Source organism: Streptomyces sp. NPDC046866, assembly GCF_040704625.1.
In the GTDB taxonomy this organism is placed as follows: domain Bacteria; phylum Actinomycetota; class Actinomycetes; order Streptomycetales; family Streptomycetaceae; genus Streptomyces.
Genome location: NZ_JBEYXN010000020.1, coordinates 1 through 24,582, shown reverse-complemented (window position 1 = coordinate 24,582; position 24,582 = coordinate 1). Strand labels below are relative to the sequence as shown.

Sequence of the window (24,582 nt, the reverse complement as noted above, 5' to 3'; positions counted from 1 at the left end):
AAAGGCCGACGCCCCGCCTCGGCCCCGCCTCCCAGGAGGGGGCGTACGCACTCGTGCCTGCCGCACCGGCCACCGCGTCCCGGGCCGGCGGTGTGGAGCCGGCGCCCGCATACGCGCCGTGCGGCTCCCGCGGGGCAGGCGGGGCAGCTGCGGCAGCCGGAGCCCCGGACCGCTCGGCGCCGGGGTGCTCCGGGGGCGCGGCGCCGAGCCGGCAGGGGCCGCCGGCGGCGGCCGGGGAGGTCAGTCGATGCGGCGGCTCTGGCCCAAGAGGTTCGTCTCCGCCTCCGTGCCCTGCGTCATGACGAACTGCCGGTCCCGCGGCGTGCACCACAGGGTGACCCCGTCCCCCAGCGTCGGCAGCGAATCCACCGTCTGCTGCGGGAGGTTCATCAGGCGGCCGATCTGCTCCGCCTCGTCGGGGGACACCCGCTGCACGCCCACCAGCGAGGAGTTCTGCAGCAGCCGCGGCGCCGTCGGGCTCAGGTACGGCAGCAGCGTCACCACCGACTGCCAGGGCCCGGCCACCACGCGCCCGCGCGGCGGCCGCATCCCGCAGTCCCGGATCACCAGCACCGGGCTGCCCGCCGACGCGCCCTGCGGCGGCACCCGGCCGACCTCGTGCAGCGTCACGCACTGCTGCCCGCCGCCGGCGGCCTGGGCGAGGGCGGCCCACACCTGCCCGCGCCCGGTCTCCACCGCGACCCGGGCCCCGGTGGCCGCGGCGCGCAGCGCCAGCACCTGGGCGGTCCACAGGCCGCCGATGAGCGTGACCTCGTACGGGGTGGGCCGGTTGATGCCGATCACCGCGGGCCGCCCGTGCGCGTCCACGCCGATGACGACCCCGTCGTCGGCGACGGGCAGTGCCAGCAGGTCCAGGTCCACCGCGGGGACCGTGTGCCGTTCCCGGCGCGGGCCGACCAGCCCGAAGCCGCCCCTGACCGCGTTCTTCATCGCGCCCCTCCCAGCGGCAGCGAGGCCAGCAGGCCCGGTACCTGTTCGCGGTCGAGCCGGACCAGCCCGGTCCGTACTCCGCGGGCCGCCCGCTCCAGCTCCCGGCGGGCCGCCACCAGTTCCTCGTCGCTGCGCCCGGTGACCCGGACGTGGCCGGCGAGGGTGACGCCCTGCCGTTCGTCGGGCGCCATGGTCAGGCTGAAGTTCGTCGCCAGCGCCGGCAGCGAGGTCAGCAGCGCCACGAACTGCGGCAGGGACGCGGCCCCGGAGCCGCCGAGCTGCGGCCAGCGGCCGATCCAGTACGTGGTGTGGCGGCGGTCGTCGCAGCGCCAGGTCCGCGCCGTCTCCTCGGTGCGCCGGCCGGTGCTGGCGGAGCGGCCCGCCTGGGTGATGGCCATCGGGTTCGCGCACGACGAGGTGGCCAGGGCGGCGGTCAGCTCCTGCTCGGTCAGCACGGTGGCCCGGAAGCCGGCACCGGCCAGCCGGCTCGCCAACTGGTCGGCCGCCCGCACCACGCACCGCTGCGCACCCGCGAGCCCGCCGCCGCGCGCGGTGACCGCCTCGGGGCAGAGTTCGGGGTCCAGCTTGAGCGCGATCCAGGTCAGCCGCACCGCCGGGGTGCCCGTCTGGGCCTGCAGCGGGGCGTAGTTGCGGGTGGCCATCGACTGGGCCGGCAGGTGCGGGGCGGGGGCGGGCTGGGTGTGCAGCACCACCTGCGCGGACTCCAGCCGGATCCCGTCCACTTCGAGCACGTCCCGCACCAGCGCCAGCGGCAGCGGCCGGGCGCCGCGCTCGGGCCGCAGCGCGGTGGCGTCGCTGTCGACCTGCACGACGGCGGTCAGGAAGGTGCCGTCGCCGACCATGCCGACCGGCCGCCGGTCGCGGTCGCTGAACGTCAGGGTCCGCAGGGCCGGCTCCGCCTCGACGAGCGGGGCCAGCCCCGGCTCCGTACCCGCGGGCACCGCGAACGACGCGGCCCGCCGCCGCCGGGCGCGCAGCGCGAGCGCGCCGCCGAGCCACTCGGGCAGGGAGCGCTGGTGGCGGCGCACCACGGCGAGGACCACGAGGACGAGGGCGAGCGCACCCGCGGGAACCAGCAGCAGCGGCTCCACGACCCAGGCCACCAGCAGGGCCGCCAGGGCCAGCTGGAGCAGGACGAGCTGTTGCAGTCGGAACGGGCCGAAGCGGCCGGGGCTCGACTTCGGAGTCGGTGTCACCGCGCCGCGCGCGGGTGCGGGAGCGCCCGTCTGCGGCTGTGTCGTCGCGGTGGCCATCAGTCGCCCACCTCCCCTTTCTCCCCCAGCAACCGCTGGGAGGTGCCCCGAGGGCCAGACCCGTGAGCGCCGGAGCAGGGCGATGCCCGCCGTATCTCCCCGGGATCTCCCCATCCACCCCAACAGGCCCTGATTTCCCCGGTGGGGAGGGCGCCGAGCGCCGGCCTCACCCTACCCGGCCCGTGGGCACCCGCCGTCAAGAGGCATAGTAGGTCCCCGGTGCGATCAATCGAGGCCCGGGGACCGCTGTCTCCGACCGGGCCGTGCGGGGAGAAGCAGACGGTCATGGCATCACGGCGTGATGAACTCAACGCGTACACCTTTGCGAAGCGGCGGACGGTCGCCGCGTTCCTCCAGCCGTCCGCGACGGGCTCCGAGGAAGGCGCGCCCCGGCCCCTGCGCGCGATCGTGCCCGGACTGGTCGCGGGAGCCGTCGTCCTCGCCGGCTTCGGCGCCTGGGGCATGTTCAAGCCGCAGGCCCCCAAGGGCTGGGACGAGCCCGGCACCAAGGTCCTGGTCGGCAAGCAGTCGACGACCCGGTACGTGGTGCTGCGGACCAAGGTGAACGGCAAGGACCAGACCCGCCTGCACCCGGTCCTCAACCTCGCCTCCGCCCGACTCCTGCTGGACCCGCAGAAGTTCAAGGTCCTCCAGATCGACGACAAGATCCTGGACGGCGGCAAGGCGCCCCGCGGCCCCATCATCGGCATCCCGTACGCGCCCGACCGGCTGCCGGCCCCGCAGGACGCCGGCAAGGCCAAGCGGTGGGCCGTCTGCCAGGCACCGGGCGGCAACGGGAAGACGGTGCAGACCGCCACCTTCGTCCTGGCCGATCGCGAGGCGGGCCTGCTCGACGACCAGCGCAGGCTCACCGACGGCCAGATGATGTACGTGCAGAGCACCGGCAGCGGCAAGGAGCGCTACCTCGTCGACGCCACGGGCACCAAGTACAAGTTCCCCGAGGGCGGGGCGGACGCGGGCAAGATGACCAACGCGCTGGTCGGCTCCACCGGCGCCACCCCGCAGCAGGTCACCGAGCAGTGGCTGGCCACCCTCAACTCCGGCGACGACCTGGCCTTCCCGCAGCTGCCCGCCGCGGCCGGCACCAAGGCCGAGGTGCCGGGCCTGAGCACCGCGGACAACAAGGTCGGCATGGTGCTGCGGGCGCAGACCGGATCCGGCGCGCAGCACTACGTGGTCCTGCCCGGGAAGGTGGCCCCGGTCTCGGACTTCGTGGCCTGGCTGCTGATCTCGGCGCCCGCCACCGACGGCCTCAACATGCACGGCAAGCCGCGCGAGGTGGACCTGCAGTCCCTCAACCCGGAGGCCACCGCCTTCAAGGCCGAGACCCGCTGGCCGCGCAGGAAGTCCGAGCGCATCAACCAGACCGGCCCCGCCGACGCGGCCGGCGGCGCCGCCGCGCAGGGCGGCGGGGCCCGCGACACCGTCTGCAACGTGCTGCGCTCGGTCGACGGCCAGGGCAACCAGGTCCTGAGCACCTGGGCCGGCACCGGCTTCCCCATCGACATCACCGCCAGCGGCACCAGCGCGTACGTCACGCCCGGCTCGGGCCTGCTCTACACCCAGGTCCAGGGCAGGCAGACCGCCGCGGTCGGCACCCTCTTCCTCGTCACCGACACCGGTCTGCGGTATGCGGTCCAGGCCAACGGCGACAGCGACTCCGAGAAGTCCAAGATCGGCGCCGCGGAGCAGCAGCCCGGCCAGGGCACCACCGACGGCCGGCCCGAGGCCAGCCAGGCGCAGATCCGCCTCGGCTACGGGGGCGTGGTGCCGGCCATGGTGCCGATCGCCTGGTCGGAGTTCCTGTCCAAGGGGCCGCGCCTGGACACCAACGCCGCCCGCCAGCCCCAGGGTTCGTGAGGACGCCGCCGATGACCTTCTCCCCGTACCGGCGCGGCGGTCTGCTGACCGCGTCCGCGTCCCTCGCCCTGGCCGCGGCGGTCTGCGGCACGACGCCGGCGGTGGCGGCCCCCGCTTCGACCGCGGTCCCGGCACCCGTCCCGGCCTCGTCCGCGGCTCCCGCACCGGCGCTGGGCCTCGCCGGCGGCGGCGAGTGCACCTTCCCGATGAAGAAGCAGATAGCCGACCGCCCCTGGGCCCTCCAGCGCGTCCTGCTCGACGCCCTGTGGGCGCAGACCAGGGGCAAGGACAAGGACAACAAGCCGGTGCGCGTCGCCGTCATCGACACCGGCGTGGACCGGGTGAACCCGCAGCTCAGCGGCGCCGTCGACGTGGGCGCGGGCAAGGACTTCGTCGACTCCAAGGGCGGTGACGGCACCGTCGACACCGTCGGGCACGGCACCAAGGTCGCCGGCCTGATCGCCGCCCGCGAGCAGCCCGGCACCGGCTTCGTCGGCCTCGCCCCGGAATCCGTGATCATCCCGATCCGGCAGAACGACGGGCAGGGCAAGGGCAACGCCCTCTCCCTGGCCCAGGCGATCGACCACGCGGTCTCCAAGGGCGCCCAGGTCATCAACATCTCCCAGGACACCGACGCCGCCCTGTCCAACGACTCCGAACTCGCCAAGGCGGTCCAGCGGGCCGTCGACGCCAAGGCCGTGGTCGTCGCCTCGGCCGGCAACGACGGCCTGACCGGCGAGAAGCGCAAGACCTACCCCGCGGCCTTCCCCGGCGTCCTCGCCGTGGCCGCCTCCGACCGCAACAACGAGCGCGCCGCCTTCTCCCAGCCGGGCGACTTCATCGGCGTGGCCGCACCCGGCGTCGACATGGTCTCCACCGTCCCCGGCTTCGGCCAGTGCATCGACAACGGCACCAGCTTCTCCGCCCCGTACGTCGCCGGGGTCGCCGCCCTGCTGCGGGCCAAGCACCCCGACTGGACGCCGCAGGAAGTGGTCTGGCAGATCGAGGGCACCGCGGAGCGCTCGGTCAAGGGCCGCGACGACTACGTCGGCTGGGGCGTCGTCGACCCGGTCCGCGCGCTCACCCAGGACCACGAGCGGCCGAAGGCCCCCGTACCGGATCCCGGCCCGCCCCCCGCGGCGGCCCCCGAGGCGGCGGCCCTGCACCTCGCCGAGACGGCGCAGGAGCGCGAGGAGCGCCTCGGCACGTACGCTCTGGGCATCGGCGCGGTGCTGATCTGCGTCATCGCCGGGACGGCGGTGGTCGTCAGGGACGCCCGCCGGCGTCGACGCCGTTTGCAGTGAACGGTCACAGTTCATCGACAGAAGCAGGCCGTCGGTGTTGGGGCAGTGCTATGAACTGGCTAGAGTGACACCAGGCTTCACGAGTGTGATCGGGGGATCGCGTGAAGCGGAGGGGGAATTCCCGGCTGCGCGACGCCGATTCGCGCCCGGAACCTCCGCTCCGCTGCGCAATCCGCCGGTTCTGCCGGCGAATTGAGAAGTGAGGGAGCTTCGGATGAGCAACAATTTCGGACTTGCAGACGATCCGATCGTCAAGGCCAAGAACAACATCGAGACCACGGCCAACGCCGTCACCACCCAGTCCCGAGAGCTGGCCGACATCCTCGCCACCGTGAGCGCCGGCTGGACCGGTGTGGGTGCCCAGGGCTTCATCGACGCCCAGACCATGGTCAACGAGGACCACGACGAGATCCGCCGCCTGCTCGGCGTCCTGCACAACGCGGTCGCCCAGACCAAGAACCTGAGCAACGCCCAGGACGACGACGTGCGGGCCGCCTTCAAGGCCGTGCAGCCCGCCGGCGGCGGCGCCTCCGGCCTCAACGGCATCTGACCGCGAGTCGTCCACCTCAGCCCAGCTCAGCGCGAAGGAGAACAACATGGCTGCCACCGACGGGCACACCCGGGTACGGTACGAGAGCGTCCAGGAGATGGCGAACCGCATCCGCGCCGTCTCCCGGAAGATCGTCAAGGACCTGGAGGACATGGACCAGGCCCTGAAGGTCGTCACCGACACCTGGGACGGTGAGGCCCACCAGGCGTACGTCACCCTCCAGGGCAAGTACAAGGGCAAGGCCGAGCACATGAAGAACCAGCTCGAGACCGTCGCCCAGCTCATCGAGCGCGGCAAGGGCGACTACCGCGCCACCGACGTGAAGGCCTCGCGCCTGTTCACCGAGGCCTACTGAGCCCGCGGGCCGTCCGGCCCGGATCACACGGAAGGGGCGCGCCCGCAGCGGGCGCGCCCCTTCCGTGCGCACGCACGCCGTGCACCCGGCCCGCGTACGGTGCGGCCACGGGTACCGGCCTCAGTGCGGGCCGCGGTCCAGGTCGAACTCGCCGTCCCGGGCGCCGAGCACGAACGCCTCCCACTCGGCCGCGGTGTAGCGCAGCACGGTGTCCCGGTCGAGCGAGGACCGCATGGCCACCGCACCCTCGGGCAGCCGGGCGATCTCGACGCGCTCCTCGTCCGGGCTGGTCCCGGGCGGGCCCTCCCACTCCACGCCGCTGATGTCGAGCGCGTACAGCTCGTCCTTCTCCTGCTGGGTGCCCATGTGCGGCCTTTCCCTCGGCGGTGCGGTGGTGCTCCGCGGTCTCCGCTGCCGATTATCGGTCCTGCGCGCCGGGCCCGGGGAGCCTTTCCCCGGATCACCCTCCTGATCAGCGGCCGGGCCCGCAGCCGCGGTCCTCGACGACGGCCCGGCGGAAGGAGTCGAAGACCGCCGCGAGCGCCTTCCCGTACGCGTCGCCCCCCTGGGCCCGGAGCAGGTTCCCGTACGCCTCGTCGTGGCTCATGCCGAGGTACAGGTCCCCGGAGGAGCAGGCGACCACCGTCCGCCCGCTTGCGGCCGTGGCCTCCGCGTCGCCGCGGACCCCCCGGGTCAGGGCGGGGTCGTCGCTGACCGTCAGGGTGATCCGGGGCTCGCCGGGGCCGCGCAGCCGCACCTCGCACGCCCGGGTCCGCGAGCCGCGGCCGGTGACCCGCGAGGTGCCCCGCTCCGCCTTCCCCGGGACGAGAGCGGCCTCCGGCAGCCTGAAGCCGGGCACCTCGCAGGTGCTCGCCGGGTCGTCGGCCCCGACCGGCCCCTGCAGCCGCGCCGGGGTCCTCAGCATGCCGGCGTCCCGGCAGCCGAGAACCTCCGCGGCGTGCCGCGCGGCGCTCATCGCGGCCTTCGCCAGCGCGGTGGGCTCCCCCCGGCCGCCGCTGAGGCCGAGCGTGAGCACGGGTACCCGGCCCGGGCGGGAGTCCGGCGGGCCGCCGGCGCAACCGCCGGGCAGCAGTACCCAGGCCTGCGTCTCGGAGGCCGCCCCGGTGGCTCCTCCCACGAAGTAGAGGCCGGCCGCGGGACCCGCTCCGCGCAGCGGTGCCGAGAACGCGAAGTCGGCCCTCTCGAAGGCGAGTTCCGCCCGCATCCGCGGCCGGCCGCCGCCGAGCAGGCCGTCGGCGCGCCGGACGTCGCACGCGAAGGAGGAGGCCGGCCCGGCGCCGTCCGGGCCGCCGCCCTCCTCCAGCCGCCCGGGCCCGCCCAGCACCGCCCTCACCTCGGCGGAGCCGAGGGCGCCGCGGCAGAAGCGCTCCCGCCCCAGCACGTCGGTGTCCGACCACAGGAGCAGCCCGGCGCCGGCCGTCAGCGCCAGCGCCCCGGCCACCGCGGCGAACAGCGCACGCCGTCGTCTTCGCGGGTTCGGATCGGGCACGGGCGTCCCCTTCCTCCTCGCCGGGCGGGGCCGGGGCCCCGCTCTCGGCGGGAGCCCCGGCGCCCGTCGCCGGGCGGTCCGGTGGCGGTCTGCGGCAGGCGCGGGTCAGGCACTCGGCATGCGGCCGAGCTGGACCAGGGAGTTGCCCCGCTTGCGCGAGGAGAAGTAGCCGCGGCCCGGCGGCATCGGACGCGGGCGGACGCTGCCGACCAGGTCGCCCTCGGACGGGTCGCCCGACAGCACCACGCCCTGCGCGCCCAGCTCCCTGATCCGCTGCATGAACGGCTCGTACAGCGACCGCGAGGCCCCCGCCGAGTTGCGGGCGATGATGAAGCGCACACCGGTGTCCCGGGCGAACGGCAGGTACTCCACCAGCGGGGCCAGCGGATTGCCCTGGCTCGTGGCCACCAGATCGTAGTCGTCGATGATGATGAACACGTCCGGGCCCGTCCACCAGCTGCGGTCGCGCAGCTGCTGCGGGGTGACGTCGGTCGGGGGCTGGCGCCGGGAGAACACCCCGCCCAGCGCCTCCATGTGCGTCTGCAGTGAGCTCGCCATCGGCGCGTACTCCAGCAGGTGCTCCTCCGGCAGCGCCCCGAGCAGGGTGCGCCGGTAGTCGCCGACCACCAGCCGGGCCTGGTCCGGGGTGTAGCGCTGGGCGATCTGCTGGGCGATGAGCCGCAGCAGGTTCGTCTTGCCCGACTCGCTCTCGCCGAAGACCAGGAAGAACGGGTCGGTCTCGAAGTCGACGAACACCGGCTCCAGGTCGGTCTCGTCGATGCCGATGGCGATCCCGCGGCCGGGGAACTCCCCGCCGCCCGGCAGCTGGTCCGCGTGCAGCAGCCGCGGCAGCAGCCGCACGCCCGGGGCCGCGGGCCCCGACCAGTTCTGCTTCACCGCCGACACGAACGCGGCCGTGCCCTCCGACAGGTCCTCCGCCTCGTGCGAGCCGTCGATCCGCGGCAGCGCCCCCAGGAAGTGCAGCTTCTCCGGCACCTGCCCGCGCCCCGGCATCCCGGTCGGCACGTTCGCCGCGACCTTGCGGTCGAACTCGGAGTCCATGACGTCGCCGAGCCGCAGCTCCAGCCGGTTCAGCATCTGGTCCTTCAGCGCGGCCCGCACCTCCATGTAGCGCGCCGCCGTGATCACCACGTGGATGCCGTAGCCCAGACCGCGCGAGGCGATCTCCGTGACCACCGACTCCAGGCCCTCGTACTCGCCCTTGAAGCCGCCCCAGCCGTCGATGACCAGGAACACGTCGCCCCACGGCTCGCCCGGCAGCTCGCCGGCCGCGCGCTTGCGCCGGTAGGTGGCGATGGAGTCGATGCCGTGCGCCCGGAAGAACTCCTCGCGGCGGTTGAGGATGCCCCCCACCTCCGCGACGGTGCGCCGCACCCGCTCGGGGTCCAGGCGCGAGGCGATCCCGCCCACGTGCGGCAGCTCCGCCACCGCCGACATGCCGCCGCCGCCGAAGTCCAGCCCGTAGAACTGCACCTCGCGCGGGGTGTGCGTCAGCGCGAACGCCGAGATCAGCGTCCGCATCAGCGTGGACTTGCCCGACTGCGGGCCGCCCACCACCATCATGTGGCCCGCCGCACCGGAGAAGTCCCGGTACAGCACCTCGCGCCGCTGCTCGAACGGCTTGTCGATCAGGCCCAGCGGCACGACCAGCCCGCCCGGCCGCGTGTAGCCCTCCGCGTGCAGCCCGCGCTCCGCCGACGCCGCCAGCGCCGGCAGCAGCTGGTCCAGCGGCGGGGCCTGGTCCAGCGGCGGCAGCCACACCTGGTGCGCCGGCACGCCCTGCCCCTCCAGCCGGCCCACGATCACGTCCAGCACCGTGTCCGCCAGCGCGTCGTCCTCGCGCTGCGGCTTCGCCGCCAGGTACGCCGGGTCCGGCGCCGCGTAGACCACCGGCACCGGCGCCGCCGTGAACAGCGCGGGACGCCGCTCCACCGGGAACTGGCCCACCGACAGGTCCGGCCCGCCCGAGCGGTACACCCCGGACACGTACGCCGCCTTGAACCGCGTCATCTCGTCCGTACCGAACTTCAGGTAGCCCGAACCCGGCACCGACGGCAGGTGGTACGCGTCCGGCACGCCGATCGCGGTGCGCGACTCCGCCGCCGAGAAGGTCCGCAGGCCGATGCGGTACGACAGGTACGTGTCGAGGCCGCGCAGCTTGCCCTCCTCCAGGCGCTGCGAGGCCAGCAGCAGGTGCACGCCCAGCGAACGGCCGATGCGGCCGATCTGGATGAACATGTCGATGAAGTCGGGCTTGGCGGTCAGCAGCTCGCTGAACTCGTCGATGACCAGCACCAGCGAGGCCAGCGGCTCCAGCGGGGCACCCGCCGCGCGCGCCTTCTCGTAGTCGTGGATGTTGGCGTAGTTGCCCGCCGCGCGCAGCAGCTCCTGGCGGCGCTGCAGCTCGCCGCGGATCGAGTCGCCCATGCGGTCCACGAGCGTCAGGTCGTCCGCCAGGTTGGTGATGACGGCCGCCACGTGCGGCATCTGCCCCATGCCGGTGAACGTCGCACCGCCCTTGAAGTCCGCGAGGACGAAGTTCAGCGTCTCCGAGGTGTGCGTGACCGCCAGGCCCAGCACCAGCGTGCGCAGCAGCTCCGACTTGCCCGAACCGGTCGCACCCACGCACAGGCCGTGCGGGCCCATGCCCTCCTGCGCGGCCTCCTTCAGGTCCAGCATGACCGGCGCGCCGTTCTCGCCGACACCGATCGGCACGCGCAGCCGCTCACCGGCCGACCGCGGCCGCCAGGTCCGCGACACGTCGATCGAGGCCGCGTCGCCCAGGTTCAGCAGGTCGGTGAAGTCCAGGTTGGCCAGCAGCGGTTCGTCGTCGTCCCCGCCGCCCGTGCGCAGCGGCGCCAGCTGCCGCGCGAGGGCCTCGGCCGCCGGCAGCGACAGGCTGTCCGGCACGCCCTCGTACGCGACCCCGCCGCCCGACTCCAGGCGCAGCCGGCCCGGCCGGGCCACGACCGACAGCCCGCCGCGCGGCTCGTCCAGCTCGCCCGCGACCACCTCGACGATGGTCACGCCCTGCAGCCCCTCGGCCGCCGCGAACACCGACTCCGGCGGCACCAGCCCGCCGCGCGAGTTGGCGTCCAGCACGACGACCAGGTGCGGCTGGTCCAGCACCGGCGAAACGTCCCGGCTGAAGCGCGGCCGCCCCTCCAGACGCGGCGCGAGCAGCGCCTCCACCTCGGTCAGGTCGTCGCCGAACAGCCGCTTGCTGCCCGCCCCGTCGACCTGCCCGGGCACCTGGGTGTGCGGCAGCCACTTCACCCAGTCCCACGAGGCCACCGCGCCCGGCGCCGCCACCACGGCGATCACCATGTCGTCGGGGGAGTGCAGCGTCGCCAGCTGGGCCACCATCGCCCGCGCCACCCCGCGCGCCGCCTCCGGCTCCCCGGACACCGCCACGTGGTAGAACGCCCGCAGCGACACCGCCACCGGCAGCCCGTCCAGCGAGGAGTGCACCTTCAGGAAGCGCTGCATCGCGCCCGCCGTCAGCGGCTCCAGCTCGTCCACCGGAGCCGTGTCCGGCGCCACCAGGGGAGTGGCCAGGCGCTGCGCGCCCAGACCCAGCCGGGCCTGCCCGAAGTCCTCGTCGCCCACGCGCCGCTCCCACAGCCGCGAGCCCTCGGCCACCACCGACCACAACTGCTCGGGCGCCGGGTGCAGATACAACTGCGCGTCGCGCTGTGCCCGCGCGGTCCGCCGTACCTGACGACGGGTCTGCGCGAGGTATTTCAGGTAGTCCCGGCGCACATCGGCCATTTGCCCCTGCGTACCGCGCCGGTGGCGCACCAGCTGGGCGATGACCATGGACACCGTCGACACCAGCATCAGCACGCCCATGATGCGCATGAACGGCGCCGCGCCCGGCATGAAGAAGAAGACGACCGAGGAGCCCATGCCGAGCATCGGCAGGAGCTGCATCATGGTGCTCTCCTGCTGCCCGCGCGGAAGCTCCGGCGGAGCCTCCAGCCTCAGCTCGTCCGAGGGGACTTCGGGCGGCAGGGACCGCGGCGGGCGTTTGACGACGATCTGACTCACCGGAGCACCAATCCCTCGAAAACGGACGGGGACGCACCTGCCGGCGCCCTCAAGTCCCGGGCGCGAAAGGGCTCTCCCCCGCGCGACGGTGATCCTACTTGCCGACAGTCACTCATACTCCCGGTAGGGTGGCCCGCGCAGTATGCGCATCCGCGAATCCGAGACGGCGGCGGGGCGCTCCCGCTTCGCCAACCAGGGGGTCACACAGGTGAGTACGGCCGCAACGACGGGCTTCTGCAGGGTCACCGTCGTGGCTCCCGACAGCCGCATCGACGTCGCCCTCCCCGAGGACATCGCCGTCGCCGACGTCTACCCGGAACTCCTGCGCCTCACCGGCCAGACCCAGCCCGTCGGCGCCCCGACCGGCTTCCACCTCGTACGCCGCGACGGCACCGTCCTCGACGGCGCCCGCACCCTCGCCGCCCAGCAGGTCCTCGACGGCGAGGTGCTCAGCCTGCGCCCGTTCGCCGAGTCCCTGCCGCCCGCCGTCTTCGACGACGTCTCCGACGCCGTCGCCTCCGCCGTCGTGCGCGACCGCCGCCTGTGGAGCGACGACATGCTGCGCGGCGCGGGCCTGGCCGGCGCCGCCCTGCTCTTCGTCCTGCTCGGCTTCGTCATCTGGTACGCCGACCCGGTCCGCCACGACATGCACAGCCTGCCCGGCATCATCGCCGGCGCGATCGGCGTGCTGCTGACCGCCGCCGCCGGCGTGCGCGCCCGGGTCTACGACGACCGCGGCTCCGCCGTCGCCCTCGGCCTGGGCGCCCTCCCGCAGCTGCTCATCGCGGGCTCCGGCATCCTCGCCCCCGCCGCCGGCCAGGGACCGGGGCGGCTGCAGTTCCTCCTCGGCTGCGTCTGCGTCCTGGTCGCCTCCGTCGCCCTGGTCGCCCTCACCCCCCACGGGGACGCCCCCTTCGTCGCGGCCACCTTCGTCGGCGCCACCGGGACCCTGGCCACCTTCCTCGCCATCGTCACCGAGGCCTCCGCGACGGCCACCGCCGCCGTCTGCGCCCCCGTCGCCATCGGCCTCGTCGCCTTCCTGCCCGGCCTGTCCGCCCGCTTCGCCCGGCTGCCCATCGGCTACTCGGCCCCGCAGAGCGCCGTCGAGGTCTACGAGACCCCGGACCGCTACGAGGCCGAGCCGTACGGCGACCCCGCCGCCGGCCCCGACCCCGTCGAGGCGGGCACCCCGCTCGACGCCGACGCCATCGCCGCCCAGGCCCGCCGCGGCCACGAGATGCTGCTCGGCCTCGTCGGCGGCTGCGCGGCGGTCGTCGTCGCCTCCGCCGCCGTCCTCGGCTTCTCCGACAACACCTGGGGGCGCCTGCTCGCCCTGGCCACCGGCCTGGCCATGCTGCTGCGCGCCCGCCTCTTCCGCTACACCTCCCAGGTCGTGTGCACCCTGGCCGCCGGCCTCGCCGCCGTCGCCCTGCTCGTCCTGGGCCTGGCCCTGCACCCGCCGGCCGACCTGGTCCTGGAGCTCACCCGCTACCACGACCGCGGCGGCCTGGACCTGCGGACCATCTGGCTCTCCGCCGCCGTCGCCGCCGGCGCGGCCCTCCTCGCCGGAATTGCACTGGTCATACCCCGCAAGGGTCTGTCACCCTTCTGGGGGCGGCTGCTCGACCTCACCGAGGCGGCGGTGCTGCTCGCCCTGGTCCCGCTGGCCCTGGCCGTGCTCGACGTCTACGCCCGGGCCCGCTCGCTCACCGGCTGAGACCAGCCGGCACGGCGCCTGGTACGCTGTGTGACGGCCGTTTGTGTACGCACCCCCGGAGGCGAGACCTCTGGAGACTGCGCCCAGCGGACCCGCCTCCCGAGTTACGGAAGATCCCCAGCGAATACGACCTGGGGCACTCGGTGGCCATGACACCAAGAGGAGTACGCGTGCCGCTCGACGCCGCTACGAAGAAGCAGATCATCGCTGAGTTTGGTACCAAGGAGGGCGACACCGGCTCCCCCGAGGTCCAGGTCGCGATGCTCTCGAAGCGCATCTCGGACCTCACCGAGCACCTGAAGTCCCACAAGCACGACCACCACTCCCGTCGTGGTCTGCTGATCCTGGTCGGCCAGCGTCGCCGCCTGCTGCAGTACCTGGCCAAGAAGGACATCCAGCGCTTCCGTACGCTGGTCGACCGCCTCGGCATCCGCCGCGGTGCGGCCGGCGCCAAGTAAGACGCCGTGAAGGGAGCGGTTCCCACCTACAGGGGGACCGCTCCCTTTGCTGTACGCGCCGCTGTACGCGTGCGGGACGTACCGGACGCTTTGTAGTCTGGACACAACCGCGCGACGCACCGGCGCACAACTGAAGAGGAGGAGCGCACTCCTACGCCGCCGGTCCTCGGTAGTGGTACCCGGAAAGCCCCACGGGCCAGGAACCGGGTACTTCGATCGAAGACCGGCCCACACGCAAGGAGCGCTTCTCCGCCACCGTCCGCCGCCACACGGGCCGCGGACGGAGACGACGAAAATGGAGAAACGCTAGTGGAGAACGAGACCCACTACGCCGAGGCCGTCATCGACAACGGCTCCTTCGGCACCCGCACCATCCGCTTCGAGACGGGCCGCCTGGCCCGCCAGGCCGCCGGCTCCGCCGTTGCCTACCTGGACGACGACACGATGGTGCTGTCCGCCACCACCGCGTCGAAGAAGCCCAAGGACCAGCTCGACTTCTTCCCCCTGACGGTGGACGTCGAGGAGCGCCAGTACGCCGCGGGCAAGATCCCCGGCTCCTTCTTCCGCCGTGAGGGCCGCCCCTCCGAGGACGCGGTCCTCACCTGCCGCCTGATCGACCGCCCGCTGCGCCCGTCCTTCAAGAAGGGCCTGCGCAACGAGATCCAGGTCGTCGCCACGGTCATGGCGCTGAACCCCGACCACCTGTACGACGTCATCGCGATCAACGCCGCGTCCGCGTCCACGCAGCTGGCCGGCCTGCCCTTCTCCGGCCCGATCGGCGGCGTCCGCGTCGCCCTGATCAAGGGCCAGTGGGTCGCCTTCCCGACGCACTCCGAGCTCGAGGACGCCGTCTTCGACATGGTCGTCGCGGGCCGCACCCTGGAGGACGGCGACGTCGCGATCATGATGGTCGAGGCCGAGGCCACCGAGCAGACCATCGCCCTGGTCAAGGGCGGTGCCGAGGCGCCGACCGAGGAGGTCGTCGCCGCCGGTCTCGAGGCCGCGAAGCCGTTCATCAAGGTCCTGTGCAAGGCCCAGGCGGACCTCGCCGCCAAGGCCGCCAAGCCCGAGGGCGAGTTCCCGATCTTCCTCGACTACGAGGACGACGTCTTCGCCGCTCTGGAGCAGGCCGTCCGCGGCGAGCTGGCCCAGGCGCTGACCATCGCCGGCAAGCAGGAGCGCGAGGTCGAGCTCGACCGCGTCAAGGAGCTCGCCGCCGAGAAGCTCCTGCCGGCCTTCGAGGGCCGCGAGAAGGAGATCTCCGCCGCCTACCGCAGCCTGACCAAGGCCCTGGTGCGCGAGCGCGTCATCAAGGACAAGGTCCGCATCGACGGCCGCGGCGTCACCGACATCCGCACCCTGGCCGCCGAGGTCGAGGCCATCCCGCGGGTCCACGGCTCCGCCCTGTTCGAGCGCGGCGAGACCCAGATCCTGGGCGTCACCACCCTCAACATGCTCCGCATGGAGCAGCAGCTGGACACCCTCTCCCCGGTGACCCGCAAGCGCTACATGCACAACTACAACTTCCCGCCGTACTCCACCGGCGAGACCGGCCGCGTCGGCTCCCCGAAGCGCCGCGAGATCGGCCACGGCGCCCTCGCCGAGCGCGCCCTCATCCCGGTCCTGCCGAGCCGCGAGGAGTTCCCCTACGCGATCCGCCAGGTGTCCGAGGCCCTCGGCTCCAACGGCTCGACCTCGATGGGCTCCGTCTGCGCCTCCACCATGTCGCTGCTGAACGCCGGTGTGCCGCTCAAGGCCCCCGTCGCCGGCATCGCCATGGGCCTGATCTCCCAGGAGATCGACGGCAAGACCCACTACGTCGCCCTCACCGACATCCTCGGTGCGGAGGACGCCTTCGGCGACATGGACTTCAAGGTCGCCGGCACCAAGGAGTTCGTCACCGCCCTCCAGCTCGACACCAAGCTGGACGGCATCCCGGCCTCCGTCCTGGCCGCGGCCCTCAAGCAGGCCCGTGACGCCCGCCTCCACATCCTCGACGTGATGATGGAAGCGATCGACACCCCGGACGAGATGTCCCCCAACGCCCCGCGGATCATCACCGTCAAGATCCCCGTGGACAAGATCGGCGAGGTCATCGGCCCCAAGGGCAAGATGATCAACCAGATCCAGGAGGACACCGGCGCCGAGATCACGATCGAGGACGACGGCACCATCTACATCGGTGCCGCCGACGGCCCGGCCGCCGAGGCCGCCCGCGCCACGATCAACGGCATCGCCAACCCGACCATGCCGGAGGTCGGCGAGCGCTACCTGGGCACGGTCGTCAAGACCACCACCTTCGGTGCCTTCGTCTCCCTGCTCCCGGGCAAGGACGGCCTGCTGCACATCTCGCAGATCCGCAAGCTCGCCGGCGGCAAGCGCGTGGAGAACGTCGAGGACGTGCTCGCGGTCGGCACCAAGGTCCAGGTCGAGATCGCCGAGATCGACCAGCGCGGCAAGCTCTCCCTCATCCCCGTGATCGAGGGCGAGGACGCCGCCGAGGCTGACAAGGACGACTCCGACAAGTGACGTCGCGTAGTTCCCGTGTGACGGCCCGCCCCTCTTCGAAGGGGCGGGCCGTCGCCCGTACCCAAACCCTCCTCAAGGGCGAGAACGGCATCGGCACCGTCCGGCGCACCGTCCTGCCCGGCGGACTGCGCATCGTCACCGAGACGCTGCCCTCGGTCCGCTCCGCCACCTTCGGCATCTGGGCGCACGTGGGCTCCCGCGACGAGACGCCCGCGCTCAACGGTGCCACGCACTACCTCGAACACCTCCTCTTCAAGGGCACCGGCAGGCGCAGCGCCCTCGACATCTCCTCGGCGATCGACGCGGTCGGCGGCGAGATGAACGCCTTCACGGCGAAGGAGTACACCTGCTACTACGCGCGGGTCCTCGACACCGACCTGCCGCTGGCGATCGACGTCGTCTGCGACATGCTCACCGGATCGCTGATCCGCGAGGAGGACGTCGACGCCGAGCGCGGCGTCATCCTCGAAGAGATCGCGATGACCGAGGACGACCCGGGCGACTGCGTGCACGACCTCTTCGCGCACACCATGTACGGCGACACCCCCCTGGGCCGCCCGGTGCTCGGCACCGTCGACACGATCAACGCCCTCGGCGCCGACCGGATCCGCCGCTTCTACAAGAAGCACTACGACCCCCGCCACCTGGTGGTCGCCGCCGCCGGCAACGTCGACCACAACAAGGTCGTCCGCCAGGTCCGCGCCGCCTTCGACAAGGCCGGCGCCCTCGGCGGCACCGATGCCGAGCCCATCGGCCCGCGCAGCGGCACCAAGCGGATCCGCACCTCTGGCCGGGTCGACCTGATCAACCGCAAGACCGAGCAGGCCCACGTCGTCCTCGGCATGCCGGGCCTGGCCCGCACCGACGACCGCCGCTGGGCGCTCGGCGTGCTGAACACCGCCCTCGGCGGCGGCATGTCCTCCCGGCTCTTCCAGGAGGTCCGCGAGAAGCGCGGCCTGGCCTACAGCGTGTACTCGTACACCTCGGGCTTCGCCGACACCGGACTGTTCGGCGTGTACGCGGGCTGCCGCCCCAACCAGGTCCACGACGTCCTGCGGATCTGCCGCGACGAGCTCGACAAGGTCGTCGCCGAGGGGCTCACGGACGAGGAGATCAAGCGGGCCATCGGCCAGCTGTCCGGCTCCACCGTCCTCGGCCTGGAGGACACCGGCGCGATCATGAACCGCATCGGCAAGAGCGAGCTGTGCTGGGGCGACCAGATGTCGGTCGACGAGATGCTGGCCCGGATCGGCGCCGTGACCCCGGACGACGTCCGCTCGGTCGCGCACGATGTACTGGCCCAGCGGCCGTCGCTCGCGGTGATCGGCCCGCTGAAGGAGAAGCAGGCCGCCCGCCTCGACGAAGCGGTGGCCTGAGGCACGCGCGCCGGGACGCCGGCCGCCGCCCCGCCCGGGACGGCCGGCCGGTGCCCCCGGCGCAGGAACGGCGGCCTGGCCGCCACGACCAGTGGAAGCGAAGGAAGCACGCATGAGCAGCAAGCTGCGGGTCGCGGTACTCGGCGCCCAGGGGCGCATCGGGTCCGAGGCGGTCCGGGCCGTCGAGGCCGCCGAGGACATGGAACTCGTCGCCGCACTCAGCCGCGGGGACAAGCTGGAGACCCTCGCCGAGACCGGCGCCCAGGTCGCCGTCGAGCTGACCACCCCCGCCTCGGTCATGGGCAACCTCGACTTCTGCATCCGCCACGGCATCCACGCCGTCGTCGGCACCACCGGCTGGACCCCCGAGCGCCTCGCCCAGCTCAACGGCTGGCTGGCCGGCTCGCCCGAGACGGGCGTCCTCATCGCCCCGAACTTCTCCATCGGCGCCGTCCTCACCATGAAGTTCGCCGCCCAGGCCGCCCGCTACTTCGAGTCCGTCGAAGTCGTCGAGCTGCACCACCCCAACAAGGTGGACGCCCCCTCCGGCACGGCGACCCGCACGGCCCAGCTCATCGCCGCCGCCCGCGCGGAGGCCGGCTGCGCCCCGCAGCCCGACGCCACCGCCACCGCCCTGGACGGCGCCCGCGGCGCGGACGTCGACGGCGTCCCGGTGCACGCCATCCGCCTGCGCGGCCTGCTGGCCCACCAGGAGGTCCTGCTCGGCGGCGAGGGAGAAACCCTGACCATCCGCCACGACTCCCTGCACCACAGCAGCTTCATGCCGGGCATCCTGCTCGGCGCGCGGCGCGTGGTGACCACCCCGGGCCTCACCTTCGGCCTGGAACACTTCCTCGACCTCGGCTGACATCGGGCAGTAACACCATGCGCGCGAAGATCACCTATTTCCTCACGGCCGCCGTCCTGGTCGTGTACTTCGTCCTCGTCGGCAGCCGCGGCGTCATGCTGATCCAGCAGGGCACCTGGCTGACCGTCTCCTTCGGCACGGCCGTGCTCATCCTGCCGGTCATCGGCATCTGGTTCCTGTGGAAGAACACCCGGTTCGTCACGCGGGCCAACGAGCTCGCCGCCGAACTGGAGGCCGAGGGCGGACTGCCCGTCGACGAGCTGGAGCGGGACGAGTACGGGCGGATCCTGCGGGACTCCGCCGACGAGGTCTTCGCGCGCCGCAAGGCCGAGACGGAGGACGCGCCGGGGGACTGGCGCAGCTGGTTCCGCCTAGCCGTCGCCTACCACGACGCCCGCGACACCCCGCGGGCGCGCAAGGCCATGCAGAGGGCCATCGCCCTGCACGACAGCAAGCCCGCACGGGCCTGATCCCCGTACGGGCTTCCCTCCGGGCCCGCCGTGCGGCCCGTACGCCTCAGACGGGCACGGCCCGGTGCTCGTCAGCCCAGGCCGCGATCATGTCGACCGCCCGGTCGAACGCCTCGGCCCGGGAGAGGAAGTCGGCGTTGTGGTCGGTCAGCAGCACCGGCAGCGCGGCGCCGTCCCGCCCGGCTGCCGTGAGGGCCTGGCCCTGCACCGTGCGCGGCAGGCCCAGCCAGCGCACCGGCTGCTGCACGGTGCGCACCTCGCCGATCTCGCTCCACGCGATCGAGCGCGTCCGCAGCAGCCCGACGCGGCGCAGCCCCGTACGGCTCACCCAGACGCCCGCCATCAGGATCCGCAGCGAGGTCCCGATCACGCCGAGGGCCGCCACCAGGCAGATGGCCGCACCCGCCCATGCGCCCGCGAACGCGATGATCATCGTGGCGAGCAGCATGAACGCGGACAGCAGGAGCAGCAGGGCCGAGCCGGCCACCCGCCAGGGACCGGGCCGGTACGGCCGGCGCCAGCGGTCCCGGTCGTCGTGGTCGAGAGGGGCGTCGTCGTCGTGCGCGTCGAACGCGCCGTCGGCCGTCAGGAAGGGCAGGGGCACGGCTGGACCTCACTCATATGCACGTTCGGTAGGGCTGTGCCCGTGAGGCTACCGCCCCTGGACCGCCTCCGACTGCTGCGACGTGGCGGGCGCGCGGTGCGGCTGGAGTGCGGGAACGCCGAAGAGCAGGGAGCCTGCGAGCCCCGCCACCACGGTCAGCCCCACCAGACTCCGGGCGGCCAGCTGGGTCCTGCTCAGACTCTGGCGCGGCGGCGGGGCGACGTTGCTGCGGAAACGGTCGGCCTCGGCGACGAAGGCGAACGGGACGGGTTCGCGCCGGCGGAGCATGGGGCGGCTCTCCTCACGGTCGGGCCCGGGGGCGGGCGGCGGTCTGTACGGGACGCACAGGATGCGGGTTCCCCCTGTAGGACGTGCGAATCGCCCGATCCGTGCCCGGAATTCGGGACATCCGGCAGATTCCCTGGCGGGGCATCAGCCGTCCGGTCGATCCCCGTACCGCCGGGTGCGTGCACGGGCGGCCCCGCCGGGCGCCGTAGAGTGGGCGCGCCCCCCCTGTGAGTCGTCCGGAAGGATCCCCGGTGAGCGAGACCGCCGCCTCAGCCCTGAAACCCAGCTTCCGCAGCGATGTGACGGTGGAGCTGGTCAAGCACTCCGCCGCCGACTCGGACGTGCTGTGGGCCGCCCGCGTCTCGACGGCCGGCGAGCAGTCGCTCGACGAGCTCCGCAAGGACCCGGAGCGCTCCAAGGGCCTCATCAACTACCTGATGCGGGACCGTCACGGCAGCCCCTTCGAGCACAACTCGATGACCTTCTTCATCAGCGCCCCCATCTTCGTGTTCCGCGAGTTCATGCGGCACCGCGTCGGCTGGTCCTACAACGAGGAGTCGGGCCGCTACCGGGAGCTGGAGCCGGTCTTCTACGTCCCGGACGCCGAGCGCAAGCTCGTCCAGGAGGGCCGTCCGGGCAAGTACGTCTTCGTCGAGGGCACCGAGGCCCAGCTGGAGCTGACCGGCCGGGTGATGGAGGACTCGTACCGTCAGTCCTACGAGGCCTACCGGGAGATGCTGGAGGCGGGCGTGGCCCGCGAGGTGGCCCGTTCGGTCCTGCCCGTCGGGCTCTTCTCCTCGATGTACGCCACCTGCAACGCCCGCTCGCTCATGCACTTCCTGGGCCTGCGCACGCAGCACGAGCTGGCCACCGTGCCGTCCTTCCCGCAGCGGGAGATCGAGATGGTCGGCGAGCAGATGGAGCAGCACTGGGCCCGGCTGATGCCGCTCACGTACGCGGCCTTCAACGCGAACGGACGCGTCGCCCCATAGGTCCGGAAGGCCCTGAAGGAGCAGATCAGCCCCTCCCGCACGGATGTACTGAACCTGGTCCGAAGTGTCCGTATTGCGGCGTTTCGTAAAGTTCATCTAGGCTGATCAAACGGACCCGGCACTGCTTGAACCCCCGAGCAGGCAGTGCCGGGCTCCACGCACCTCCCGGCCGCCGCCGGGAGGCGCGACCCATTGACGTCCCCCGAGGGGACACCGCGAGCATGGCAGCGAGTAGCGTGTTACCCATGGCTCCGATCTCGACTCCGCAGACCCCCTTCGGGCGGGTCCTCACCGCCATGATCACGCCGTTCACGGCGGATGGCGCTCTCGACCTCGACGGCGCGCAGCAGCTCGCCGTCCACCTGGTGGACGCAGGCAACGACGGCCTGATCGTCAACGGGACCACCGGCGAGTCCCCCACCACCACCGACGCGGAGAAAAACGACCTCGTACGAGCCGTCCTGGAAGCAGTCGGCGACCGCGCCCACGTCGTCGCCGGCATCGGCACGAACGACACCCGCCACACCCTCGAGCTCGCCCGCCAGGCCGAGCGCACCGGCGCCCACGGCCTGCTCGCCGTGACCCCGTACTACAACAAGCCGCCGCAGGAGGGCCTCTACCGGCACTTCACGGCCATCGCCGACGCCACCGAGCTCCCGGTGATGCTCTACGACATCCCCGGCCGCAGCGGCGTCCCGATCAACACCGAGACCCTGGTCCGCCTGGCCGAGCACCCCCGCATCGTCGCCAACAAGGACGCCAAGGGCGACCTCGGCCGCGCCAGCTGGGCCATCGCCCAGAGCGGCCTGGCCTGGTACTCCGGCGACGACATGCTGAACCTGCCGCTGCTGTCCGTCGGCGCCGTCGGCTTCGTCTCCGTCGTCGGCCACGTGGTCGCCCCCGAGCTGCGCGCCATGCTCGACGCCCACCTGAACGGCGACGTCCAGAAGGCCACCGAGATCCACCAGAAGCTGCTGCCGGTCTTCACCGGCATGTTCCGCACCCAGGGCGTGATCACCACCAAGGGCGCCCTGAACCTCCAGGGCCTGCCCGCGGGCCCGCTGCGGCTGCCGCTCGTCGAGCTGACCGCCGAGGAGACGGCCCAGCTCAAGATCGATCTTGCCGCCGGCGGGGTACAGCTCTGACAACGGACTTCACAACTGAACAGCACAACTGAACAAGCAAGACCAGATACACCCATGCAAGTGCACGAATGACATGCGCGCCACGTGCCGAACGAGGTACGTGGCGCGCATGGTGAAGGAGAGACTTTTGAGCCATCCGCACCCTGAGCTCGGCCCGCCGCCGAAGCTTCCCCAGGGCGGCCTGCGCGTTACCCCGCTGGGCGGCCTGGGCGAGATCGGCCGCAACATGACCGTCTTCGAGTTCGACGGCCGCCTGCTGATCGTCGACTGCGGCGTCCTCTTCCCCGAGGAGGAGCAGCCGGGCATCGACCTGATCCTGCCGGACTTCTCGTCGATCCGGGACCGGCTCGACGACGTCGAGGGCATCGTCCTCACGCACGGCCACGAGGACCACATCGGCGCCGTCCCGTACCTCCTCCGGGAGAAGCCGGACATCCCGCTGATCGGCTCGAAGCTGACGCTGGCCCTGATCGAGGCGAAGCTCCAGGAGCACCGCATCCGCCCCTACACCCTCGAGGTGAAGGAAGGCGACCGCGAGGCCCTCGGCGTCTTCGACTGCGAGTTCATCGCGGTCAACCACTCCATCCCGGACGCGCTGGCCGTCGCCATCCGCACCCCCGCGGGCCTGGTCGTCGCCACCGGCGACTTCAAGATGGACCAGCTCCCGATGGACAACCGCCTCACCGACCTGCACGCCTTCGCGCGTCTGAGCGAGGAGGGCATCGACCTCCTCCTCTCGGACTCGACGAACGCCGAGGTCCCCGGCTTCGTCCCGCCGGAGCGCGACATCTCGGGCGTCATCCGGGGCGTCTTCGCGGGCGCCCAGAAGCGGATCATCGTCGCCTCGTTCGCGAGCCACGTCCACCGCATCCAGCAGGTCCTGGACGCCGCGCACGAGTACGGCCGCCGGGTCGCCTTCGTGGGCCGCTCGATGGTCCGCAACATGGGCATCGCCCGGGACCTGGGCTACCTGCGGGTCCCCGCCGGCCTCGTCGTGGACGTGAAGACCCTCGACGACCTGCCGGACGACGAGGTCGTGCTGGTCTGCACGGGCTCCCAGGGCGAGCCGATGGCGGCCCTGTCCCGCATGGCCAACCGCGACCACCAGATCCGGATCGTCCCCGGCGACACGGTGATCCTGGCGTCGTCCCTGATCCCGGGCAACGAGAACGCGGTCTACCGCGTGATCAACGGCCTGACCCGCTGGGGCGCCAACGTGGTCCACAAGGGCAACGCCAAGGTCCACGTCTCCGGCCACGCCTCCGCCGGCGAGCTGCTGTACTTCTACAACATCTGCAAGCCGCGGAACCTGATGCCGGTCCACGGCGAGTGGCGCCACCTGCGGGCCAACGCCGAGCTGGGCGCGATGACGGGTGTCCCGAAGGACCGCATCGTCATCGCCGAGGACGGCGTCGTCGTCGACCTCGTCGACGGCAAGGCCCGCATCTCCGGCAAGGTCCAGGCCGGCTACGTGTACGTGGACGGCCTGTCGGTCGGCGACGTCACCGACGCCTCCCTCAAGGACCGCCGCATCCTCGGCGAAGAGGGCATCATCTCGGTGTACGTGGTCGTGGACAGCACCACGGGCAAGGTCGTCAGCGGCCCGAACATCCAGGCCCGCGGCTCCGGCATCGAGGACGGGGCCTTCACCCAGGTCGCCACCAAGATCGAAGAGGCCATCGCCCGCGCGGCGGCCGACGGCGTCGCCGAGCCGCACCAGATCCAGCAGCTCATCCGCCGCACCATGGGCAAGTGGGTCTCGGACGGCTACCGCCGCCGCCCCATGATCCTGCCGGTCGTGGTCGAGGTCTGACGCCTCGCGTAGCGACGTCACTGGAGCGGGGCAACCGGATTTGCATCACGGGCCCCGCTCCAGTACGTTTACGGCTCCACCTCGTACGAATCGCGGGCACACACGTGTGCCCGGACGGCTCTGCGAGCGGGTGGGAATCAGACGCCGGGAAACCTGATAACGTCTGCTCCGCCCGAAAGGGAAAGGCCCTCCAGCGGCCACCGAATTCGAATCCGACCGGAAACGGTGCGGAAAAGAGTCTGGTAAGGTTGGAACCGCCGAAAAGGAAAACGCGAAAGCGAAAGCCCGGAAGGCGGAGCGAGAAAGACTCTGATAGAGTCGGAAACGCAAGAACGAAGAACGAAAGCCCGGAGGAAAGCCCGCGAGGGTGAGTACGAAGGAAGCGTCCGTTCCTTGAGAACTCAACAGCGTGCCAAAAATCAACGC

General features: G+C 72.4%; 20 protein-coding genes. 13 read left to right on the top strand and 7 right to left on the bottom strand.

Annotation, left to right across the window (positions count from 1 at the left end):
* Positions 1-240: 240 nt before the first annotated feature.
* The gene (locus AB0953_RS25605; RefSeq protein ID WP_366861916.1) at positions 241-951 is read right to left on the bottom strand and encodes a hypothetical protein; all 711 of its coding nucleotides are present in this window, start codon (positions 949-951) and stop codon (positions 241-243) included.
* Positions 948-2,225, bottom strand: a complete 1,278-nt coding sequence (gene eccE / locus AB0953_RS25600) for a type VII secretion protein EccE (protein ID WP_366861915.1) — start codon at positions 2,223-2,225, stop codon at positions 948-950. Before eccE ends, AB0953_RS25605 begins: the two co-directional genes overlap by 4 nt.
* Before the next feature lie 285 nt (positions 2,226-2,510).
* On the opposite strand from eccE, the gene eccB reads away from it, so the two are divergent.
* From eccB to AB0953_RS25580, 4 genes are all read left to right on the top strand, one after another.
* The gene (gene eccB / locus AB0953_RS25595; protein ID WP_366861913.1) at positions 2,511-4,106 is read left to right on the top strand and encodes a type VII secretion protein EccB; all 1,596 of its coding nucleotides are present in this window, start codon (positions 2,511-2,513) and stop codon (positions 4,104-4,106) included.
* A gap of 11 nt (positions 4,107-4,117) precedes the next feature.
* A complete protein-coding gene (gene mycP / locus AB0953_RS25590; protein ID WP_366861912.1) occupies positions 4,118-5,410 on the top strand; it encodes a type VII secretion-associated serine protease mycosin in 1,293 nt (430 codons plus the stop codon).
* Positions 5,411-5,624: 214 nt separating this feature from the next.
* Positions 5,625-5,960 carry a hypothetical protein gene (locus AB0953_RS25585; RefSeq protein ID WP_366861911.1) on the top strand — a complete coding sequence of 112 codons (336 nt, stop codon included), beginning with the start codon at positions 5,625-5,627 and terminating at the stop codon, positions 5,958-5,960.
* A 46-nt stretch (positions 5,961-6,006) separates the two neighbouring features.
* On the top strand, positions 6,007-6,315 hold the full coding sequence (locus AB0953_RS25580) for a WXG100 family type VII secretion target (protein WP_366861910.1): 309 nt from the start codon (positions 6,007-6,009) through the stop codon (positions 6,313-6,315).
* A gap of 120 nt (positions 6,316-6,435) precedes the next feature.
* Here AB0953_RS25580 and AB0953_RS25575 read toward each other — a convergent pair whose 3' ends face one another.
* The 3 genes from AB0953_RS25575 to eccCa all read right to left on the bottom strand — a co-directional run bounded on the left by AB0953_RS25575 (position 6,436) and on the right by eccCa (position 11,896).
* Positions 6,436-6,681, bottom strand: coding sequence for a DUF397 domain-containing protein (locus tag AB0953_RS25575; RefSeq protein WP_125544560.1), 246 nt, complete (start codon positions 6,679-6,681; stop codon positions 6,436-6,438).
* Positions 6,682-6,787: 106 nt separating this feature from the next.
* Positions 6,788-7,825, bottom strand: coding sequence for a hypothetical protein (locus AB0953_RS25570; RefSeq protein ID WP_366861909.1), 1,038 nt, complete (start codon positions 7,823-7,825; stop codon positions 6,788-6,790).
* A gap of 105 nt (positions 7,826-7,930) precedes the next feature.
* A complete protein-coding gene (gene eccCa / locus AB0953_RS25565; RefSeq protein WP_366861908.1) occupies positions 7,931-11,896 on the bottom strand; it encodes a type VII secretion protein EccCa in 3,966 nt (1,321 codons plus the stop codon).
* 208 nt (positions 11,897-12,104) lie between these two features.
* On the opposite strand from eccCa, the gene eccD reads away from it, so the two are divergent.
* The 6 genes from eccD (at position 12,105) to AB0953_RS25535 (ending at position 19,314) form a co-directional block, all read left to right on the top strand.
* The gene (eccD, locus tag AB0953_RS25560) at positions 12,105-13,613 is read left to right on the top strand and encodes a type VII secretion integral membrane protein EccD (protein WP_366862020.1); all 1,509 of its coding nucleotides are present in this window, start codon (positions 12,105-12,107) and stop codon (positions 13,611-13,613) included.
* Between the two features lie 170 nt (positions 13,614-13,783).
* The gene (gene rpsO, locus AB0953_RS25555) at positions 13,784-14,071 is read left to right on the top strand and encodes a 30S ribosomal protein S15 (RefSeq protein WP_114054450.1); all 288 of its coding nucleotides are present in this window, start codon (positions 13,784-13,786) and stop codon (positions 14,069-14,071) included.
* A gap of 309 nt (positions 14,072-14,380) precedes the next feature.
* Positions 14,381-16,600 carry a polyribonucleotide nucleotidyltransferase gene (locus AB0953_RS25550; RefSeq protein WP_366861907.1) on the top strand — a complete coding sequence of 740 codons (2,220 nt, stop codon included), beginning with the start codon at positions 14,381-14,383 and terminating at the stop codon, positions 16,598-16,600.
* Entirely contained in the window at positions 16,597-17,976 is a 1,380-nt protein-coding gene (locus AB0953_RS25545; RefSeq protein WP_366861906.1) for a pitrilysin family protein, read from the top strand. The genes AB0953_RS25550 and AB0953_RS25545 overlap by 4 nt, the downstream gene beginning before the upstream one ends.
* A gap of 112 nt (positions 17,977-18,088) precedes the next feature.
* Positions 18,089-18,844: a 4-hydroxy-tetrahydrodipicolinate reductase gene (gene dapB / locus AB0953_RS25540; RefSeq protein ID WP_366861905.1), complete on the top strand. Its 756-nt coding sequence runs from the start codon at positions 18,089-18,091 to the stop codon at positions 18,842-18,844.
* 17 nt (positions 18,845-18,861) lie between these two features.
* Positions 18,862-19,314, top strand: coding sequence for a hypothetical protein (locus AB0953_RS25535; RefSeq protein WP_366861904.1), 453 nt, complete (start codon positions 18,862-18,864; stop codon positions 19,312-19,314).
* 46 nt (positions 19,315-19,360) lie between these two features.
* On the opposite strand, the gene AB0953_RS25530 is transcribed toward AB0953_RS25535, so the two are convergent.
* Both AB0953_RS25530 and AB0953_RS25525 read right to left on the bottom strand, forming a co-directional pair.
* A complete protein-coding gene (locus AB0953_RS25530; RefSeq protein ID WP_366861903.1) occupies positions 19,361-19,918 on the bottom strand; it encodes a PH domain-containing protein in 558 nt (185 codons plus the stop codon).
* Between the two features lie 48 nt (positions 19,919-19,966).
* A complete protein-coding gene (locus AB0953_RS25525; RefSeq protein WP_366861902.1) occupies positions 19,967-20,206 on the bottom strand; it encodes a hypothetical protein in 240 nt (79 codons plus the stop codon).
* 251 nt (positions 20,207-20,457) lie between these two features.
* On the opposite strand from AB0953_RS25525, the gene thyX reads away from it, so the two are divergent.
* The 3 genes from thyX to AB0953_RS25510 all read left to right on the top strand — a co-directional run bounded on the left by thyX (position 20,458) and on the right by AB0953_RS25510 (position 24,156).
* Positions 20,458-21,198, top strand: a complete 741-nt coding sequence (gene thyX / locus AB0953_RS25520; protein ID WP_366861901.1) for an FAD-dependent thymidylate synthase — start codon at positions 20,458-20,460, stop codon at positions 21,196-21,198.
* Between the two features lie 245 nt (positions 21,199-21,443).
* Positions 21,444-22,343 (top strand): 4-hydroxy-tetrahydrodipicolinate synthase, encoded by a 900-nt coding sequence (gene dapA / locus AB0953_RS25515; RefSeq protein WP_361905415.1) that lies wholly within the window; start codon positions 21,444-21,446, stop codon positions 22,341-22,343.
* A 127-nt stretch (positions 22,344-22,470) separates the two neighbouring features.
* Positions 22,471-24,156 (top strand): ribonuclease J, encoded by a 1,686-nt coding sequence (locus AB0953_RS25510; protein WP_366861900.1) that lies wholly within the window; start codon positions 22,471-22,473, stop codon positions 24,154-24,156.
* The last annotated feature ends 426 nt before the right edge of the window (positions 24,157-24,582 follow it).

What these genes read in the sequence shown, in the direction of transcription:
- AB0953_RS25605 (WP_366861916.1), bottom strand. Translation starts at nt 951, where the DNA reads ATGAAGAACGCGGTCAGGGGCGGCTTCGGGCTGGTCGGCCCGCGCCGG.
- eccE (WP_366861915.1), bottom strand. Translation starts at nt 2,225, where the DNA reads ATGGCCACCGCGACGACACAGCCGCAGACGGGCGCTCCCGCACCCGCG.
- eccB (WP_366861913.1), top strand. Translation starts at nt 2,511, where the DNA reads ATGGCATCACGGCGTGATGAACTCAACGCGTACACCTTTGCGAAGCGG.
- mycP (WP_366861912.1), top strand. Translation starts at nt 4,118, where the DNA reads ATGACCTTCTCCCCGTACCGGCGCGGCGGTCTGCTGACCGCGTCCGCG.
- AB0953_RS25585 (WP_366861911.1), top strand. Translation starts at nt 5,625, where the DNA reads ATGAGCAACAATTTCGGACTTGCAGACGATCCGATCGTCAAGGCCAAG.
- AB0953_RS25580 (WP_366861910.1), top strand. Translation starts at nt 6,007, where the DNA reads ATGGCTGCCACCGACGGGCACACCCGGGTACGGTACGAGAGCGTCCAG.
- AB0953_RS25575 (WP_125544560.1), bottom strand. Translation starts at nt 6,681, where the DNA reads ATGGGCACCCAGCAGGAGAAGGACGAGCTGTACGCGCTCGACATCAGC.
- dapB (WP_366861905.1), top strand. Translation starts at nt 18,089, where the DNA reads ATGAGCAGCAAGCTGCGGGTCGCGGTACTCGGCGCCCAGGGGCGCATC.
- AB0953_RS25535 (WP_366861904.1), top strand. Translation starts at nt 18,862, where the DNA reads ATGCGCGCGAAGATCACCTATTTCCTCACGGCCGCCGTCCTGGTCGTG.
- AB0953_RS25525 (WP_366861902.1), bottom strand. Translation starts at nt 20,206, where the DNA reads ATGCTCCGCCGGCGCGAACCCGTCCCGTTCGCCTTCGTCGCCGAGGCC.
- dapA (WP_361905415.1), top strand. Translation starts at nt 21,444, where the DNA reads ATGGCTCCGATCTCGACTCCGCAGACCCCCTTCGGGCGGGTCCTCACC.